Genomic DNA, 18341 nt, shown 5'->3' on the forward strand with positions numbered 1-18341 from the left:
CAATTCAACTTTTGAGCGGGTTAAATGCAACTTAAGGAATGATTAAGTGCAAGCAATTATTAAAGAATTTCAGTACGGACAACACACTGTAACGCTAGAAACCGGTGCTATTGCCCGTCAGGCTGACGGTGCGGTACTAGCAAGTATCGGCGATACGTCGGTACTAGTAACCGTAGTAGGTCGTCGCGAAGCGAACCCAGGTCAGGACTTTTTCCCTCTGACTGTTAACTACCAAGAAAAAATGTATGCGGCTGGCCGTATCCCTGGTGGTTTCTTAAAGCGTGAAGGTCGTCCTAACGACGGCGAAACGCTTATCGCGCGTCTAATCGACCGCCCAATTCGTCCACTTTTCCCGAAAGGCTTCGTAAACGAAGTGCAGGTAATCGCGACCGTGGTTTCAGTAAACCCTGAAATCCAGCCTGATATCGTGGCCCTAATTGGTACTTCTGCGGCCCTAGCGCTTTCTGGTATTCCATTTAACGGTCCTATCGGTGCATCACGCGTAGGTTACATCGATGGTCAGTACGTATTGAACCCATCACTAACCGAGCTTAAAACAAGCAAGCTAGACCTCGTTGTTGCCGGTACCGACAACGCCGTACTTATGGTTGAATCAGAAGCAGAAACGCTTCCAGAAGACGTAATGCTTGGCGCCGTTGTTTACGGTCATGAGCAGTCTCAAGCCATCATCAATGCTATCAACGAGTTCAAAGCCGAAGCGGGTAAAGCTGCTTGGGATTGGACTGCGCCAGCAAAAGACGAAACCCTAGCGGGTAAAGTTGCAGCTATCGCCGAAGAGAAAATCGGTGAAGCGTACCGCATTACCGACAAGGTAGCGCGTAAAGACGCTCTTAGCGCAGCGAAAGCAGAAGTGATCGAAAAACTAAGCGCTGACCTTGGCGAAGACGAAAGCCTGGACGAGCAAGAAGTATCAGGCGAGTTCGGTTCACTTGAGAAGAAAATCGTTCGTGGTCGCATCATCGCGGGTGAGCAGCGTATCGATGGTCGTTCACCTGAAATGGTTCGTGCCCTTGACGTGAAAACTGGCGTACTAGCCCGTACTCACGGTAGTGCTATCTTCACCCGTGGTGAAACTCAGGCGCTAGTAACGGCAACACTAGGTACAGAGCGTGATTCTCAGATGATCGACGACCTAACAGGTACTTCTACTAACCGTTTCATGTTGCACTACAACTTCCCTCCATTCTGTGTGGGTGAAACTGGCTTTGTTGGTTCGCCTAAGCGTCGTGAAATCGGCCACGGTAACCTAGCGAAACGCGGTATTGCTGCGGTACTACCTACACTTGAAGAATTCCCGTACTCAATCCGTGTGGTATCTGAAATCACTGAGTCTAACGGTTCATCGTCAATGGCTTCTGTATGTGGTACCTCACTGGCGCTAATGAACGCCGGTGTTCCTACTAAGGCATCAGTTGCCGGTATCGCCATGGGTCTAGTGAAAGAAGGCGACAACTTCGTTGTTCTTTCTGACATCTTGGGTGATGAAGATCACCTTGGCGACATGGACTTTAAAGTAGCCGGTACCTCTGAAGGTGTTACCGCACTACAAATGGATATCAAGATCGAAGGTATCACTAAAGAAATCATGCAGATCGCCCTTAACCAGGCACAGGCTGCTCGTCTACACATCCTAGAGGTGATGGACGAAGCGATTTCTGCACCGGCTGCTGAGCTTTCTGACTACGCGCCACGCATCTATGTAGTGAACATTCCACCTAAGAAGATTGCCGATGTTATCGGTAAAGGTGGTGCGACGATTCGTGCGCTTACCGAAGAAACCGGTACTACCATTGAAATCGAAGACGACGGTACAGTTAAGATTGCCGCCACTGACGGTGAAAGCGCTCGCGCTGCCATCGCGCGTGTTGAGCAATTAACGGCTGAGCTGGAAGTAGGTACCATCTACGAAGGTAAAGTAGTACGTATCGTTGATTTCGGTGCCTTTGTTAACGTTCTACCTGGTAAAGACGGCTTAGTACACATCTCACAGATCAGTGATGAGCGTGTTAACAACGTTGCTGACCACCTGAGCGTAGGCCAGGAAGTAAAGGTTAAGGTACTAGAAGTTGATCGCCAAGGCCGTGTACGCCTAAGCATCAAAGAGGCGCAAGAGCAAAACGCGCCTGCAGCAGAAGCGGCAAAAGACGCCGAATAAGCGATAAAAGCATAGTAAAAGGGGCTGTTTAGGCCCCTTTTTTATGGTTTAATGAAAATCCACACACGGATTATAGGTATAGGACTTTGAGAAAAACATTATCGCTTACGGTAGCCAGCGTTATCACGCTACTCTTAACCGGTTGCCAATCCGTACCAGATAGTCCCCAATACGTTGTTACCGTGCCTTTTGCTGCACCTCTGCCGAGCGACTATCGCAGCGAAGTGGCGGTTGCCCGCTACAGCGAGCTTATTGAGCAGGCCGAACTGCCCAGTGATCAACAAGCCTTACTTTATTATGATCGCGGTAAACTTTTCGATAGCCTGGGTTTAAGCACCTTAGCGCGCATCGATTTTAGCCGTGCGGTCAACCTTAAGCCGGATCTGGCCGAGGTGTATAATTTCCTCGGTATTCATCACACCCTGATGCAGCAATACGGCAAGGCCTATGAAATGTTTGATTCCGTGCTAGAGCTTAATAGCGAGCATGAATATGCCTACTTAAACCGCGGCATCGCCTTGTATTATGGCGAACGCCCGGGCTTAGCCAGCGACGATTTACAGACATTTTTGCAATTTGCCCCGGATGACCCGTATCGGGTGCTTTGGGTGTATTTGGCCGAGCGTGCCGAAGACCCAGTGAAAGCCAAGGCCAGCCTGATGGATATGGCCCAGGCCTTAGATCCACAAAATTGGGCCTATCAACTGGTGGCCTTCTATCAGGGTAAAATCACCGAAAGGGAACTCCTGGCCACCTTGGCCGAGGGAGTCGAGTCGCATCAAGAATACGCCGAGCGCTTGTGTGAGGCCTATTTCTATATCGCTAAAAGCCATCAGGCCAAGGGAGAAAATACCCTGGCCAGCGATTATTTTAAACTGGCTCTTTCGACCAATGTGTATGAGTTTGTCGAATACAAGTATGCGCGCCTTGAGCTAGACATAATGGCAGGCGAGGGTGCGTACTAGCCTGTTAGGTATCTTACTGCTTGGCCTGTGCGGAAGTATCAGTCATACACCCGCATTGGTGCAGTTTCAGGTGCACAACAATGCCGCCGCCGCGACCTTTTGGTTTTATCAAAACCCCACAGAACTTACGTATCAGAATTACAGCGAACCCGTGTTGCGCCGCCTTGCTAGAGTAGGTGCGGCCCCAGCGCAGGTACTGCTTTCCCAGTTATTGCTTCATCAGGGCGATTTAGGTGGTGCGCGCTTACATTGGCAGCAGGCGCTTGATGGTAAAGGGGAGCGGCGCGTTATGCTGCAACTCTGGCAGCAACTGGCCCAGGCGATGGTGCAGCAAGGTCAGTGGCAGGCGTTGGGTGAGATCAATCGAGCTTATACCTTACCCGATGAGCTGGAATATCGTCGCCGCTTTCACCTTGGTTTAGAGGTCGGGGCCGATGGCCACGACTATGCTCGGCAGCTGGGTTTTGGCACCGACTTACATAGATTGCGGCCACAAGCCTGTCGCTATAACCTGCTTTTGCTCGGCGACAGTCTGGCGGCCATGCATAAGTTGCAACAATTGCGAGGGCGGTATCTAACTAACCCCGAGCCCAAGGCCGGTTTATTTTGCTTGTCTGAGCCACAGTATCTGGGGGATGCTCTGGATTGCCAATACTCGGCCGACAGCTTTGGTCGCTGTGACTGGCGTCCGTTAGCGCATAAACCGACTAAGCTGCCGCCGGGGTTTGATTTTATCGTCATGGTGACGGGTGGGGGCCTGGCCAATGTCCAAGGCGGCATTATGCACCTAGGCGTAAGTGCCCCTTACCATGTGTTTATGCACGAGCTCCTGCATTTCAGCGGCTTCACCGATGAGTATCCGGCGCCGCCAGCGCAGCAGAGCGCTTGTGAACAGTCGGGCAGAGTGTATGCCAACCTCTTTGTCGGTGAGCAGGCACCGCCAGGTTGGGCGCCCAGCGCCTATTGCGGCAATGGTCGTGGTTATAAACCCAGTGCCGGGCAAAGCCTGATGGAGCAGTCGGAAGTGGGGGTGACACCTTTATACAGAAGGCTATGGTTAGCCGAGCTAGCAAGGCCTGGGAAACATATCCGTTTTGCCGACTTCTTCTATCGCCTCAGTGGCGAAACTCAGTGGCGTGAATATCGTGACGCGCTGGATAATAAAAGTGACTCTGAGAGTCTGTAGTCTAGATTTTTGTTAGGTAGGTTAGTAGGGTGTTAACCGGCGTCTAAGATTTAGCCGAATAGCCTTGGCGAGTCTAGACAAAGCCTGGGCAGCCCAGTATAACTGATTAATTATTAAAATTTAATTGGCACTGAACTAATCTTAATATTAACGCTCTCGGTGCCCCAAGAGCCCGCACCTTGCGGGGTCAAAATAACAGTTTTACCAAGGAATTTGGTAACAAAAGTGAAGGTTTTTAAACTATGACATTGCTGTGGATACCCTTGTTATCCTTGTTAGGCAGTTTACTTGCGAGTTTTACAGGCAAATTATCGCGCAATCAAAGCGCCGCCGTGACTGCAGTCATGCCTATAATCTGCCTGGCGCTGGTGATCAGCATGGCGCCGCAGGTATTGGCCGGCGAGACACTCTACGCCAGCCTACCTTGGATACCTGAATTAGGGGTGAATTTATCCTTTCGCTTAGACGGTTTAAGCCTGCTGTTTTGTATTCTGATCTTGGGTATAGGTCTACTGATCATCCTCTATGCGCGCTATTACCTGAGCGCCAACGACTCCATGCCCAAGCTTTACGCCTATTTAATGCTGTTTATGACCGCCATGCTCGGCATAGTCACGGCGAACAACATTATTCAAATGTGGTTTTTCTGGGAGCTGACCAGTGTTAGTTCTTTCTTACTGATCAGCTATTGGTGGTATAACCCAGAGGCGCGTAAGGGCGCGCGTATGGCTTTGGCTATTACCGGGGCCGGTGGTCTGGCCCTGCTTGCAGGTTTGGTGCTACTGGGACAACTGGTCGGTAGCTATGAGCTGGATGTGATTTTGCAAAGTGGTGAACTGGTAAAAAGCTCTCAGTGGTATCCGCTTATTCTTGTTCTGGTGCTCCTTGGTGCATTTACCAAATCGGCTCAGTTTCCGTTCCATTTCTGGTTGCCTCATGCCATGGCTGCGCCGACGCCAGTCAGTGCCTACTTGCACTCGGCGACCATGGTTAAGGCGGGTATCTTCCTGCTGGCGCGTTTCTATCCTGCTCTAGCGGGTACCGAGCTGTGGTTTATTATCGTTGGCGTTACCGGCTTAACCACCTTGTTGGTGGGTGCTTACATTGCTTTGTTTAAGCACGACCTCAAAGGCTTGTTGGCCTATTCGACCATCAGTCACTTAGGTCTGATCACCTTGCTATTGGGTCTGGACACTCAACTGGCAACGGTGGCGGCGATTTTCCACATCATCAACCATGCCACCTTTAAGGCCTCCTTGTTTATGGCCACAGGTATTATCGATCATGAAACCGGCACCCGGGACATGCGCAAACTCAATGGCATGTGGCGCTATATGCCCTATACGGCGACGTTAGCCATGGTAGCCGCGGCGTCCATGGCCGGGGTACCGCTACTGAATGGCTTCTTATCGAAAGAAATGTTTTTTGCCGAAACCCTGCACCAGCAGATGCTAGGCTCCATGTCCTGGCTGATCCCTGTATTGGCGACCGTAGCCGGTGCCTTGTCGGTGGCTTATTCGGCGCGCTTTATCCATGACGTATTCTTCAATGGTGAGCCAAAAGATTTACCAAAACAGCCTCATGAAGCGCCGCGCTATATGCGTGTGCCGATCGAAATTTTGGTGACCCTGTGTGTTTTGGTTGGTCTGTTCCCAGCATTTGTGGTGGACCCGCTGTTAACCGTGGCCTCTCACGCCGTGCTGGGTGCCGAGGCGCCGGACTATCACCTGGCTATCTGGCATGGTTTCAACCTGCCGCTACTAATGAGTGCGGTGGCGGTGGCCGGCGGTCTCTTTATTTACTCGCAGCGTAAATACCTGTTCCAATTCCAGGCCTCTTTGCCTAGCGTCAGTGCCAAAAAAGCGTTCGATGCCAGTATTCAACGAGTGGTGGTGTGGTCGCGCGAGCAAATCCTGCGTATTGAGAACGGCTCATTGCAGCGTTACGTCTTTATTCTTTTGCTCTCTACCTTAGTGGTGGCGGGTTTACCCTTGTTTGAAATGCACACCCTGGCTGGGGCAACCGGACTTAGTGAGATAGATGCTCATAATGCCATCGGTGCGGCGTTGCTGATGATAGGTGCGCTGGCCACCTTGATATGGCATCGCTCGCGGATGATAGCCTTGATCCTGGTGTCCGTGGTGGGTCTGATGACGTCCGTGGCCTTCACCCGTTTCTCGGCGCCGGATCTGGCCCTGACTCAGCTTACCGTAGAGGTAGTGACCGTGATGTTGCTGATGCTGGCGCTGTTCTTCTTGCCGCAGCGCACCCCGAAGGAGTCGAGTTCGCTGCGTATTTTGCGCGATTTAGGGGTCAGTAGTGCCATAGGTATTGTGGTTGGCAGTATCTGTTATGCGCTGTTAACGCGCCCGCAAGAGAGTATTTCTCAGTTCTTTATCGGCAACGCCAAAACCGGCGGTGGCGGTACCAACGTGGTCAACGTGATCCTGGTGGACTTCCGTGGTTTCGATACCTTGGGTGAAATCACCGTACTGGGCATCGCCGCCCTGGGTATTTACAAGCTGTTATTGAATCTGCCGTTATTTATGCCGGCCTCGGACAGCGAAGGGCGTCCTTGGGCGCGTGAGCGTCATCCTTTGCTTTTGGCGAGTATTTCACAAAGCTTGTTACCGCTGGCTATCATGGTGTCCGTGTATATCTTCCTGCGCGGTCATAACCTGCCAGGTGGTGGCTTTATTGCTGGCCTGGTAACCTCCATTGCCTTTATTTTGCAATACATGGCCAATGGCTCCAACTGGATCCGAGCGCGTATGGATATTAACTACCGCAAGGTCATCGCCTCGGGTCTGGCCATCGCCACCCTGAGCGGCCTGGGTAGCTGGCTGTTTGGCCGTAACTTCTTAACCAGCTGGTTCGATTATTTCGATATCCCCTTGGTGGGTAAGACCGAATTGGCCAGCGCCATGATATTTGATTTAGGTGTGTATCTAACTGTGGTAGGCGCAACATTAATGATCCTTGCCAGTCTTGGTAAATTGACGGCAGAAACCCCGAAAGAAAAGGTTAATCTCTAATGGAACTCTTATATGCAAGTTGTGTAGGTCTGTTAGTGGCCTGCGGCATTTACCTGATTTTGCGCGCCCGTACTTTTCCCGTGGTGCTGGGGCTGACCATGCTCTCTTACGCGGTCAATCTATTTCTGTTTTCGTCGGGCCGATTAAAAATAAACCAGGCGCCGGTGCTAGGGCAGTCGGCCAGTTATGCAGATCCACTGCCGCAGGCCTTGGTGTTAACCGCCATCGTAATCGGCTTTGCGATGACCGCCTTTGTGGTGATCCTAGCCATTCGTGGCCGTGCCGATTTGGGTAACGACCATGTGGACGGTCAACCGCGCGCAAGCCGCGCCACTAAGGGGTCGAAATAGATGCAGCATTTGATCACCTTACCCGTATTGTTGCCGCTGTTGGCGGGCATTATTCTGTTGTTGCCGCCGTGTGGCAAAAACCTGGTATTAAGACGTTGGGTGGCCAGCTTTATGGCCTTATTTACCCTGGTGGCGTCGACCTTGCTATTAACTACTATCTTGGGCAGTGGTCCCCTGGTCTACGCCATAGGTGAATGGCAGCCGCCCTTTGGTATCGTCTTGTATGCGGACCCGCTGGCGGTGGCCCTGTGTATCCTCACCAGCTTTTTGTCTTTGGTGACCATAGTGTATGCCAGTCGTGGCGACGATAAGGCAGGGAGTTTCTTTCATCCTTTGGCGCATTTCCTGCTGATGGGCGTTAATGGTGCCTTTTTAACTGGTGACCTGTTTAACCTGTTTGTATTTTTCGAGGTCTTATTGATCGCCTCGTACGCCTTGCTGATGCATAAAAAAGACAAGCACACCACCAAGGCGGCGCTGCATTATGTGATTTTAAACCTGGTTGGCTCGAGCATTTTCTTGATAGCCCTGGGCGTGCTGTACGGCGTGCTGGGTACCTTGAATATGGCCGATATGGCAGTGAAGGTAGCGCTGTTGCAAGGCGATGATATTTATCTTGCCAAGATTGGCGGCCTTCTCCTGCTTATCGTCTTTGCCCTTAAGGCGGCCTTGCTGCCCTTGCATCTGTGGCTGCCGGCCACTTATGGCCGTGCTATGCCGGTGATTGCCGCTCAATTTGCGATCATGACCAAGGTTGGGGTCTACGCCATTATGCGTGTCTTCACCATGATCTTCGGCGAGCAAGCGGGGGAGCTAAGCGGTATCGCCAGCACCTGGTTGTGGCCTTTGGCCCTGGTTACCCTGGTGGTCGGTGCGGTGGGCGTGTTGGCGGCGGAAGACTTGCGCCGTTTAAGCGCCAATCTGGTCATTGTGTCCGTCGGTACCCTGATTGCCATGGTGGCGCTCAACAACGAGCAGGCCACGGCGGTGGCCATCTATTACCTGATCCACTCCACCATTGCCTGTGCCGCCATGTTCCTGGTTGCCGATATGATAGCCTTGCAGCGCGGCAAGGTGCAGGATCGCCTGGTTAATAGCCGTGGCGTGGCCGAGCCTAAATTGTTGGGTTTCTGTTTTGTGTTTGCCGCCATAGCCCTGGCCGGTTTACCGCCCTTATCCGGTTTCGTTGCCAAGCTGTGGTTGCTCGACGCCTCTTATGGCGCCGAGGTGGCCTGGGTGTTTTGGCCCATTTATCTGCTTGCCAGCCTAGCCACCCTGGTGGCTTTGTCTCGCGCCGGGACCAGTTTGTTTTGGCACGATCACCCCAATCAGGATGAGCAGTTTGAAGACAATGTCTACGCCGGTAAACGCCGTACCTGGGCCTTGGTGTTGATTTTGGCCGTGCCCCTGATGATGACGGTGTTTGCCGCGCCGCTAAGTGAGATGAGTAATCAGGCGGCCGCCGCTTTGCACAATTCTCAGGTGGCCATAGACACAGTATTTGCCTTGGCTAAGGAGCAATAACATGCGCTTACAAGCTCGTTATAAGTGGTTGCCAACGCCATTTCGCAGCATTTTATTATTCGCCGTGTGGTTGCTGTTAAACAACAGCGTTTCCGCTGGACACCTCATTCTTGGCGCCGTGCTGGCGATTGTGATCCCCCTGGTGATTGCACCATTTCGGACCGCCCAGCCACTGATTTTGCGCCCGGGCCTGGCGACCAAGCAGTTGTTTATTGTGCTTTGGGACATCATTACCGCCAATGTGGAAGTGGCCTTTAAAATTTTAGGCCCGACCAAACGCTTACGCCCAGGTTTTATCAAGGTGCCGCTGGACTTAGAGCATGAGCTGCCTATTACCATGCTGGCCAGCACGGTGTCATTAACGCCCGGCACCGTCAGTGCCGAGGTGTATCCCATTCCTGAGTCCTTGCCCAAAGGCGAGGTGCCGACGCAGCGCTTCTTACTTATCCATGTGCTGGACCTTGATGATGAGCAGGCCCTGATCGAGACCATTAAGCGTCGCTACGAAGCGCCCCTTAAGGAGATTTTCCAATGTTAGAAAGTGTATTACTGATGGTCTTTGCCATGATCGGCGTGTCCCTGATGCTTAATCTGTGGCGCTTGATCGTCGGCCCTTCGGTACCGGATCGCATCCTGGCCTTGGACACCATGTATATCAACACCATAGCGCTAATTATTCTCTATGGTATCGGCATGCAAACGCAGATTTATTTTGAAGCGGCGTTGCTTATTGCCATGTTGGGTTTTGTCAGTACGGTGGCGGTCTGTAAGTACCTGCTCCGTGGCGACATCATTGAATAGGAGCGGCTATGACTGAATGGCTTATTTCGGCGTTATTAATCGTCGGCGGACTGTTTATCCTTATCGGCTCCATTGGCTTGGTGAAAATGCCGGACTTTTTTATGCGCCTGCACGGGCCGACTAAGGCCACTACCTTGGGTATGGCCTTGCTACTGATAGCCGCCAACGTGTTCTTCAGCGTAGAAAATGGGGTGATTAATATTAAAGAAATCCTGATCTCCATCTTCTTGTTGATCACCGCGCCCATTACCGGCTATATGTTGATCAAATCAGCTATCCATCATGAGCTCAAGGCGAAGGATGGCACCAAGGGCATGGATAATATCGAGGACGATTAAATCTCGTGAGTTCAGCCGGTGGTCGCGGCAAACGCGGCCACTGATTTATTTCCCCGTTTCTTCTTGCGCACCATCATATTTTTGTGCCTCACTGCTACTTGGTATTTTCAGGGCTTTGCCGGGTTCAGTCAAAAGCGTCCGGTTTTCGCGAAAAAAGTGTCCGTTGCGGACACTTTTTATGTCCGCGGACAAGCGCCAAACTTCACCATCCACAATTAAAAACTAATAAAAACAATGAGATAAAGTTTTTATTATATTGGCATGCTTCTCGTAACTAATAAAACAATTAGAAAACATACGGATAGCACCATGTTGATCACTACCTTAGTCTTTTTTACCTCGCCACTGTTGATGCTAGTGGCGGCGTTTATTATTGGTTTGATAAAAACACCCAACCTCACTAATCAGTGTGAGGCGTTGTTATGATCCGCGATACTCAGGGACAAGATATTCAACTAGCGGCCACTAAAAGCTACCGCAAATATTGGCTTGGAGCGGCGTGCGTGACCTTGGTTGCGGCCTTGGCCGCCTACAGTTTGAGTGCCAGTAATGGTGATACCCAATTATCACTAAGCCGGGATTCGGTGAAAACTGCAGCCGTGGTCCGTGGCGATCTGGTTCGCGATATCGCCACCACAGGGTTTATTGTGGCCGCCAATGCGCCGCAAATCTACAGCCCGTCAAAGGGCTATGTGCAGCTACTGGTCAACCCAGGCGATGAAGTGGCAAAGAACCAAACCATAGCTAAGGTTCACAGCCCGGAACTGACCAACGAACTTAAACAACAAGAATCAGAGCTGCAGCGCCTGAGCGATGAGCTGTCACGCAAGGAATTGCAGATCCGTCGCGACAAGTTGGCGCTGGCACAAACCTTAGATATGGCCACGGTCACCCTGAATGCCGCCGAGCGTGAGCACCGTCGGGCGCTGTTATCTATTAAGGATAATCTTATCAGCCAAATCGACATGGAGCAGGCTCAGGACGACCTGGCGCGCGCTAAGTTGGCCTACAAACACGCCCAACAAGAAGTCGAAATCGGTAAAGACACCCTGGCATTCGAGCTTAAATCGGCGCAGGGAGATGTGACGCGCCAACAACTGGTGGTGGATGAACTAAACCGCCGCGTTAACGAGTTGCAGATAGTTGCCCCCGTTGCTGGGGTGGTGGGTAACTGGCTGGTGCAGCAACAGGCAGCAGTGTCGCCAAGTGAGGCACTGATGACACTCGTTGATCTGAGTGCCTTTGAAGCCGAGCTGCAGGTGCCGGAAAGCTATGCCAATGAACTGGGACTGGGCCTGGAGGTTGAGCTCAAAATTGCCGACAACCGTGTGGTCGGCACCTTGTCGTCTATCTCGCCGGAAGTGAAAGAACGCCAGGTCAGTGCCCGGGTGCGCTTCGATCAATCGCAGTTTGACAAAATTCGTCAGAATCAGCGCTTATCGGCACGCATCTTATTAGAAAACAGAGAAAACGTATTGATGGTGCGCCGCGGAGCCTTTATGAACGAGGGTGGCTTGATAGCCTACCGCGTCAATGGCGATGTCGCCGAGCGCATTCAAATTCAAACCGGAGCGACCAGCGTAGCCAATGTGGAGCTCACCGCCGGCGTCGCCGAAGGCGATACCCTGGTGGTATCAAACTATGACTCATTTAAGCAGGCCGAGCGCGTTTTACTGCGCTAACTCCAGCTCAACATCAGAGGAAGAATACAATGATTAAAATGAATAACATCAACAAGGTATACCAAACGGAAATGGTGCAGACCCATGCGCTACGCGACTTTAATCTCGAGGTGGAGCAGGGCGAGTTCATCGCCGTCACCGGCCCAAGCGGCAGCGGTAAAACCACCTTTTTAAACATTGCCGGCATGCTGGAGCCCTTCTCAAGTGGCACCTATGAGCTTGATGGTATCGATGTTGGCAAGCTCAACGACAATCAGCGTGCCGATCTGCGTAACCAAAAAATCGGCTTTATCTTTCAGGGCTTTAACCTTATTCCCGATTTGAACCTGTATGAGAACGTGGAAGTGCCGTTGCGCTATCGCGGCATTAAATCGGCGGAGCGTAGAAAGCGCATTGAACGCTGCCTGGAGCTGGTAGGCCTGGGCGCGCGTGCCAAACACCTGCCGCAGCAGCTTTCCGGTGGTCAGCAGCAGCGGGTGGCCATCGCCCGGGCCCTGGCCGGTGAGCCGCGCTTTTTACTCGCCGATGAGCCAACAGGGAACCTGGACAGTTTAATGGCCCGCCAAGTGATGGAAATCCTCGAAGAAATTAACCGTGAAGGCGCCACCATAGTCATGGTGACCCACGATCCTGAGCTGGCTCGTCGCGCGCCGCGCAATATTCAGGTGGTTGACGGTCAACTGGCCGACTTCAGCCTGTATCAGGGTGCGCCCAATAAAGAACAGACGGCGGGTGACATAGCCGCACGCGCAGCGGAGGCCTAATATGCTTTGGTACTATGTGGATTTAAGCTGGCGTTCGTTTAAACGCACGCCCCTGGTCAGCGCCTTAATGGTGATAGCCATTGCCATAGGTATCGGTATCACCATGACCACCTTGTCGGTGTATCACATGATGAGCGCCGACCCCATCCCAAGCAAAAGCGAGCAGCTATTTGCGCTGCAACTGCAAACCATGGACGAAGGCGAGGGTTGGTTTACCAAGGATGATATTCCTTACCAGTTGACCTTTAAAGATGCGCAAAGGCTGATGACGGACGCCAAAGGTGATGCCCAGGCAGCCATGGTGCGCACCGGCTTTGCCGTGCACCTGGGTGACGAGAGCAATGCGCCTAAATTGATGGACGCCAGGGCTACGGGGCGGGACTTCTTTTCCATGTTCAACGCCCAATTTATCCATGGCGGCCCGTGGAGCCAAAGTGATGAGGACAATGCCGTTAACAAGGTGGTGTTAGAGCGTAGCCTCAGCGAAGAGCTTTTTGGTGAGACTAACCCAGTGGGTAAGACGGTGTTTCTCGACAAGTTCTTGTTTGAAGTGGTCGGCGTGATTGAGCCGGTAACCGAGCACACCAAATACTACGATTTGAATAACGGTTCATTTAAACGTCCCGAGCGCGTGTTTTACCCATTCTCACTGGTTAAAGAACTGGAAATAGGCACCTGGGGTAACAGCAATGGCTGGAAACGCGAAATGGTGACCACCTTTAAGCAAAGGCTGGACTCTGAGATCGTCTGGATCCAGTACTGGGTGCAGCTCGATAGCCCAGAATCGAAAGCCAATTATGAGCAGTATTTAAAAGGCTATATTCAGGAGCAACAGAAGATAGGTCGCTTTGCCCGCAAAGAGCCTAAATACAGCCTGCGTGATGTAAATCAATGGATGGAATACAACGAGGTGGTCAGCGAAGATAATAAAATTTTAGTGTTGTTAAGCTTTATGTTCCTGGCCGTGTGCTTGGCTAATATTCTTGGCCTGCTGTTAGCGAAATTTATGCGCCGTGCACCCGAGGTGGGCGTGCGTCGCGCCTTGGGGGCAAGTAAAACCCAGGTATTTTTTCAGCACCTTGTTGAGGTGGGGCTATTGGGGCTCTTCGGTGGCCTGCTGGGCATTTTACTGGCGCAGCTATGTTTGTGGGGTGTCAGAGAAAGCTACAGCTATTATTCGGCCCTCGCGAAGATGGACTTTTTGATGCTCGCCAGCGCACCTATCATTGCCATTGTCGCCTGTATCTTGGCGGGTTTGCTGCCGGCCTGGCAGGTGTGCCGTACCAACCCCGCTTATTACCTGAAAACGCAGTAGGAGAGACCCATGTTAGAATTAAAACCCATGATCAACGCACTGCTGCGCTCAAAAATAGGGGCTGTGCTGTTGCTGATACAGGTGGCAATCACCCTGGCTATCGTCAGCAATGCCGCCTTTATGATCAGTGACCGTCTGACCTATTTAAACCAGGAAACCGGTTACGACGAAGAAGCGATTTTCAGCCTGAGTGTCAGCACCTTCGACCCAAGTATTAACCTGGTTCAACAATATGCGCAGGATGAGCGCGACCTGCGCGCCATTGACGGTGTTATTGATGCAGCCATGACCAACTGGATGCCGTTGTCGGGCAGTGGTTCCTCAAGTAGCATGCATTTGGTGCCCAATCCCGAAATTGGCACCGGGGTGCGGGCGGCCTACTTTACTACCAATGAGCATATGCTCAATACCTTGGGCGCCAAACTGATCGAAGGACGTAATTTCTACCCGGAAGAAGTGGTGCATGCGGATAACTACGATAAGTTGCCCAATACCACGATAGTTACCAAGGATTTTGCCGAAGAGCTCTATCCAGATGGTTCGGCCCTTGGCAAAGTACTGTATCAGGGCGAAGATGCGGTAGAAATTATCGGTATTATCGACACCATAAAAGGCCCCTGGCTGAATGACAGTCGTCCGGCCAACGTGGTGATCTTCCCGTTCAACCTGTCTCAACCTCGCGCCGGATTTTTAGTACGTACCGAGCCGGGCAAGCGCGCACAAGTGATGGCAAAAGTGGAAGAGCTCTTATTAAAAAGCGAATCGCGCCGTGTTTTTTACGGCATCGAAGGCTTGGACGAAAGCAAGGCATCTTATCTGGCCCGCGATACCCTGGTGATGCGCATGCTGGTGGTCTTGATAGTGGTATTGGTGCTGGTGACTGCTCTGGGTATTTTCGGTCTTACCTTATTCAATATCAGTAAACGCACCAAGCAAATTGGTACGCGCCGCGCGCTCGGGGCTCGCAAGTCGGCCATTGTTCGTTACTTCCTCATTGAGAACTTTTTGGTTGCCGGTTTAGGCCTGTTGATTGGCGCTGCCTTGGCGGTCTTATTAGGCCAGCAACTGATGAAAGTCTTCTCTTTACCCAGCTTATCCTTTACTTTCGTATTGGCGAGTGCGGTATTTATGCTCATAATGAGCCTAGTGGCAGCATGGGGACCCGCACTGCGCGCTGCCAAAGTGGCGCCAAGTATAGCCACGCGCTCAATATAATAACAATTCAGCGCGCCCTTGGGCGCGCTCTAGATAAGGGTCTGTTGACCTTTGTTGTTTGTTTCTGCAGCAGTTTGTAGTGAATTTATACAAGGCGGCACATGTGTGGTGTAGTTATTCTACATAAACATGTAACAACACAGTAGAAATGCGCTACACGCGCTGCCCTACGGGTTCATCTAAACGCATCCTGCTCTGTGTTACTCGCTATGAACATAGAATGACTATGCATCATAACGAGCGTCGTGATCAGAATGCGTTTAGATTGAACATAAAGTAAACCGCAAAGATAAACAGACCCTCAGGATAATATGAAAAAAATACTGATAGTTGACGATAACCCGGCGGTGTTAGACGCCTTGTCGCTGCTCCTAGAGCTGCATGACTACCACGCCGTGACCTGTGAAACGCCCGCCGAGGCGTTACATATTGTGCGCTATCAGCGTATCGCGCTGGTGCTTCAGGATATGAACTTCAGTGCTGATACCACCTCGGGTGAGGAAGGCAAAAAGTTGTTTTACGACTTGCGCGACATTAACCCTCATCTGCCCATTGTCCTTATCACCGCCTGGACCGAGCTCAGTACCGCGGTGGAGCTGGTTAAGGCCGGAGCCGCCGACTATCTGAGCAAGCCCTGGGATGACCAAAAGCTGCTCACCACCATAGATAACCTGGTGGCCCTAGGCGAGGCGGCCAGTGAAAATGCCACCTTTAAACGCCAGGCTCAAGAGCGCACCCAGGTCCAGGAGGGAGCTGATTTGGCCGGTCAGGTCTTTGCCAGTGCCGCCATGCATCGGGTGGTGGACATGGCCCTGCAGGTGGCGCGCTCGGATGTGCCCGTGCTTATCACCGGTGCCAACGGCAGTGGTAAAGAAGGCATCGCCGAGATTGTCCACCGTAATTCCCCTCTTAAAGCCAAGCCCTTTATCAAGGTTAATGCCGGAGCCTTGCCCGCGGATTTGATTGAGGCCGAGCTCTTTGGCGCCGAAGCGGGGGCCTTCACCGGTGCCAAGCAAACCCGAATCGGTCGTTTCGAAGCCGCCGATGGTGGCACCTTGTTTTTGGATGAAATTGGCAACCTGCCGCTCGATGGTCAGGTGAAGCTGTTGCGGGTGCTGCAAACTGGCGAATTTGAACGTGTGGGCTCAACCCAAACCCGTAAGGTGAATGTGCGGGTGATCTCCGCCACTAACGCCGATTTGCTCGGTGATATCCAGCAGGGGCGCTTTCGCGAGGACCTGTACTATCGTCTTAATGTTATCGAGCTTAGCATTCCCCCTTTAGCGCAGCGCAAGGACGATATTGCCGCCTTAATCGCACACTTTCTACCGGGACGGGAATTAAGCCCTCATGCCGAAGCCATGCTGCGCCAGCATTCCTGGCCTGGCAATGTGCGTGAGCTGGAAAATGCCTGTAAGCGCATTGGTGTGCTCAAACCCGAAGGAGAGTTGCAGGCTGAAGACTTCGCGCTGCATCCTGTCGGTGAGAATCACCAGGTTAAGCATGAACCGGAAAAACACGAAATTGAAGCGGCCATGCGTGCCCATCAGGGGGTCGTCGCTAAGGTCGCTCGGGAGTTTGGTTTATCGCGTCAGGCCTTGTATAGACGCATGCAAAAGTTTGGTATCGATTACTGATGATTATATTTCCCAAAGGGGCGGGTCGACTTATCTGGCAGCTCAGTCTGTGGATGAGCCTGTTTATCTGCCTGCTTGTCACCATCGGCGTCTTATTTGACGTATTTAACCTTATGCAGGGGCTGGTTCTGGCCCTGGCTTTGGGAGTAGTTCAGGCGCTCTTTGTGACCCTGGTGGTATCGCCCATAGCAAAAGGCTTACAGGCGGTCGAGTCGGGGCTGTTAAACTTTAAAGACGGGGATTTTTCAACCACCTTGGCCTATCAGGGCAACAATGAGCTGGGGGATTTATGCAGCCTGTACAATGAAACCGCCAACAAGCTGCATCAAGAGCGCCAGTGGATCTATCAACGAGAGCTGATGCTCGACAAGGTGCTGCATAACTCGCCGCAGGCTTTGCTGTTGGTGAATTCGAAAGGGCAAATCGTGTATACCAATCACAGTGCTCGCGGTTTGCTATTTGCCGGTATTAAGGTGGAAGGGGAAACGCTCTCGAATCTTTTTAGTGGCATGCCCGAGGCCATTGCCGAAGCCTTGCAACGTGGCGGAGAGGGTCTGTTTAGCGTTGATCAGGAGCAGCAACAAAGGCAAACCTGGCACCTGGCCACCGGCGAGTTTTTATTAAATAACCAACCCCATAATCTCTATATTCTAAAACCCATGACCCGGGAAATATCGCGCCAAGAGGTGCAGGTATGGAAGAAGGTGATACGCATTATCAGCCACGAGCTGAATAATTCACTGGCACCGATTTCTTCCATGTTGCACTCCGGGCGTTTAATTGCCCAGCGGGTAGACGATGAACGCCTAGAGCGGGTGTTTAATACCATAGACGAGCGCATCGCCCGCCTGAGTGAGTTTGTACAAGGTTATGGCAAGTTCGCCAAACTGCCGCAGCCACAACTCAGCGAATTTAGATGGGCCGAATTAATACAAGGGTTGGCGCAGCAATGGCAGTTCAAGATCAAGGGGGAGTTGGCGGAGTTTGGTTATGGCGACGAAACACAAATTCAGCAATTACTGATCAACCTGCTAAAAAATGCTCATGAGGCGGGCGGTGCCGCCGAGGATGTCTGGCTGAGCGTGGAAAGCCATGGACAGCAGGTGATTTGCGTTGGCGATAAGGGCAAGGGCATGACCGAGACCGTGATGGCCAGCGCCTTGGTACCATTTTATTCCACCAAAAGCAGTGGCAGTGGTCTTGGCTTAGCCCTGTGCCGGGAAATCTGCGAGGCCCATCATGGTGATATCAGCTTGCATAATCAACCCCAAGGCGGGCTGGTGGTGCGGGTAAATCTGCCGATGGTAAAGGTGTAGGCTTTGCCATGGCCTGGGCCAAATCAGCGTGGCGGGT

15 protein-coding genes are annotated in these 18341 nt (G+C 52.0%); all 15 read left to right on the plus strand.

Annotated features, from left to right (window positions below; genetic code table 11):
- Positions 1-46: 46 nt before the first annotated feature.
- The 15 genes from pnp (at position 47) to KD147_RS01080 (ending at position 18304) form a co-directional block, all read left to right on the plus strand.
- Positions 47-2176 carry a polyribonucleotide nucleotidyltransferase gene (gene pnp / locus KD147_RS01010; protein ID WP_212546584.1) on the plus strand — a complete coding sequence of 710 codons (2130 nt, stop codon included), beginning with the start codon at positions 47-49 and terminating at the stop codon, positions 2174-2176.
- 86 nt (positions 2177-2262) lie between these two features.
- Entirely contained in the window at positions 2263-3141 is an 879-nt protein-coding gene (nlpI, locus tag KD147_RS01015; protein ID WP_105190049.1) for a lipoprotein NlpI, read from the plus strand.
- Positions 3131-4327: a tetratricopeptide repeat protein gene (locus KD147_RS01020; RefSeq protein WP_105190048.1), complete on the plus strand. Its 1197-nt coding sequence runs from the start codon at positions 3131-3133 to the stop codon at positions 4325-4327. Before nlpI ends, KD147_RS01020 begins: the two co-directional genes overlap by 11 nt.
- A 242-nt stretch (positions 4328-4569) precedes the next feature.
- Positions 4570-7362, plus strand: a complete 2793-nt coding sequence (locus tag KD147_RS01025) for a monovalent cation/H+ antiporter subunit A (RefSeq protein WP_212546585.1) — start codon at positions 4570-4572, stop codon at positions 7360-7362.
- Entirely contained in the window at positions 7362-7712 is a 351-nt protein-coding gene (locus KD147_RS01030; RefSeq protein WP_105190046.1) for a Na+/H+ antiporter subunit C, read from the plus strand. The genes KD147_RS01025 and KD147_RS01030 overlap by 1 nt, the downstream gene beginning before the upstream one ends.
- Entirely contained in the window at positions 7713-9236 is a 1524-nt protein-coding gene (locus tag KD147_RS01035; RefSeq protein WP_212546586.1) for a monovalent cation/H+ antiporter subunit D, read from the plus strand.
- 1 nt (position 9237) lies between these two features.
- Complete coding sequence (locus tag KD147_RS01040) at positions 9238-9774, plus strand: Na+/H+ antiporter subunit E (protein WP_105190045.1); 537 nt, start codon at positions 9238-9240, stop codon at positions 9772-9774.
- Entirely contained in the window at positions 9768-10037 is a 270-nt protein-coding gene (locus KD147_RS01045) for a K+/H+ antiporter subunit F (RefSeq protein WP_105190044.1), read from the plus strand. Before KD147_RS01040 ends, KD147_RS01045 begins: the two co-directional genes overlap by 7 nt.
- 8 nt (positions 10038-10045) lie before the next feature.
- Complete coding sequence (locus KD147_RS01050; RefSeq protein WP_105190043.1) at positions 10046-10375, plus strand: Na+/H+ antiporter subunit G; 330 nt, start codon at positions 10046-10048, stop codon at positions 10373-10375.
- Positions 10376-10797: 422 nt separating this feature from the next.
- Positions 10798-12057 (plus strand): efflux RND transporter periplasmic adaptor subunit, encoded by a 1260-nt coding sequence (locus tag KD147_RS01055; protein ID WP_105190042.1) that lies wholly within the window; start codon positions 10798-10800, stop codon positions 12055-12057.
- 29 nt (positions 12058-12086) lie between these two features.
- Entirely contained in the window at positions 12087-12821 is a 735-nt protein-coding gene (locus KD147_RS01060) for an ABC transporter ATP-binding protein (RefSeq protein WP_105190041.1), read from the plus strand.
- 1 nt (position 12822) lies between these two features.
- Complete coding sequence (locus tag KD147_RS01065) at positions 12823-14136, plus strand: ABC transporter permease (protein WP_105190040.1); 1314 nt, start codon at positions 12823-12825, stop codon at positions 14134-14136.
- Between the two features lie 9 nt (positions 14137-14145).
- Complete coding sequence (locus KD147_RS01070; protein ID WP_105190039.1) at positions 14146-15351, plus strand: ABC transporter permease; 1206 nt, start codon at positions 14146-14148, stop codon at positions 15349-15351.
- Between the two features lie 311 nt (positions 15352-15662).
- Positions 15663-16988 carry a sigma-54-dependent transcriptional regulator gene (locus KD147_RS01075; RefSeq protein ID WP_212546587.1) on the plus strand — a complete coding sequence of 442 codons (1326 nt, stop codon included), beginning with the start codon at positions 15663-15665 and terminating at the stop codon, positions 16986-16988.
- Positions 16988-18304, plus strand: coding sequence for a sensor histidine kinase (locus KD147_RS01080; protein ID WP_249318863.1), 1317 nt, complete (start codon positions 16988-16990; stop codon positions 18302-18304). Before KD147_RS01075 ends, KD147_RS01080 begins: the two co-directional genes overlap by 1 nt.
- Positions 18305-18341: the final 37 nt, after the last annotated feature.

It is taken from the genome of Pseudoalteromonas sp. BDTF-M6 (genome assembly GCF_018334135.1).
In the GTDB taxonomy this organism is placed as follows: domain Bacteria; phylum Pseudomonadota; class Gammaproteobacteria; order Enterobacterales; family Alteromonadaceae; genus Pseudoalteromonas.

Excerpts from the sequence above, each read along its gene's own strand:
- KD147_RS01050 (WP_105190043.1), top strand. The coding sequence starts at position 10,046 with ATGACTGAATGGCTTATTTCGGCGTTATTAATCGTCGGCGGACTGTTT.
- KD147_RS01060 (WP_105190041.1), top strand. The coding sequence starts at position 12,087 with ATGATTAAAATGAATAACATCAACAAGGTATACCAAACGGAAATGGTG.
- KD147_RS01025 (WP_212546585.1), top strand. The coding sequence starts at position 4,570 with ATGACATTGCTGTGGATACCCTTGTTATCCTTGTTAGGCAGTTTACTT.
- KD147_RS01055 (WP_105190042.1), top strand. The coding sequence starts at position 10,798 with ATGATCCGCGATACTCAGGGACAAGATATTCAACTAGCGGCCACTAAA.
- KD147_RS01030 (WP_105190046.1), top strand. The coding sequence starts at position 7,362 with ATGGAACTCTTATATGCAAGTTGTGTAGGTCTGTTAGTGGCCTGCGGC.
- KD147_RS01070 (WP_105190039.1), top strand. The coding sequence starts at position 14,146 with ATGTTAGAATTAAAACCCATGATCAACGCACTGCTGCGCTCAAAAATA.
- KD147_RS01080 (WP_249318863.1), top strand. The coding sequence starts at position 16,988 with ATGATTATATTTCCCAAAGGGGCGGGTCGACTTATCTGGCAGCTCAGT.
- KD147_RS01040 (WP_105190045.1), top strand. The coding sequence starts at position 9,238 with ATGCGCTTACAAGCTCGTTATAAGTGGTTGCCAACGCCATTTCGCAGC.
- KD147_RS01065 (WP_105190040.1), top strand. The coding sequence starts at position 12,823 with ATGCTTTGGTACTATGTGGATTTAAGCTGGCGTTCGTTTAAACGCACG.
- KD147_RS01075 (WP_212546587.1), top strand. The coding sequence starts at position 15,663 with ATGAAAAAAATACTGATAGTTGACGATAACCCGGCGGTGTTAGACGCC.
- KD147_RS01045 (WP_105190044.1), top strand. The coding sequence starts at position 9,768 with ATGTTAGAAAGTGTATTACTGATGGTCTTTGCCATGATCGGCGTGTCC.
- KD147_RS01035 (WP_212546586.1), top strand. The coding sequence starts at position 7,713 with ATGCAGCATTTGATCACCTTACCCGTATTGTTGCCGCTGTTGGCGGGC.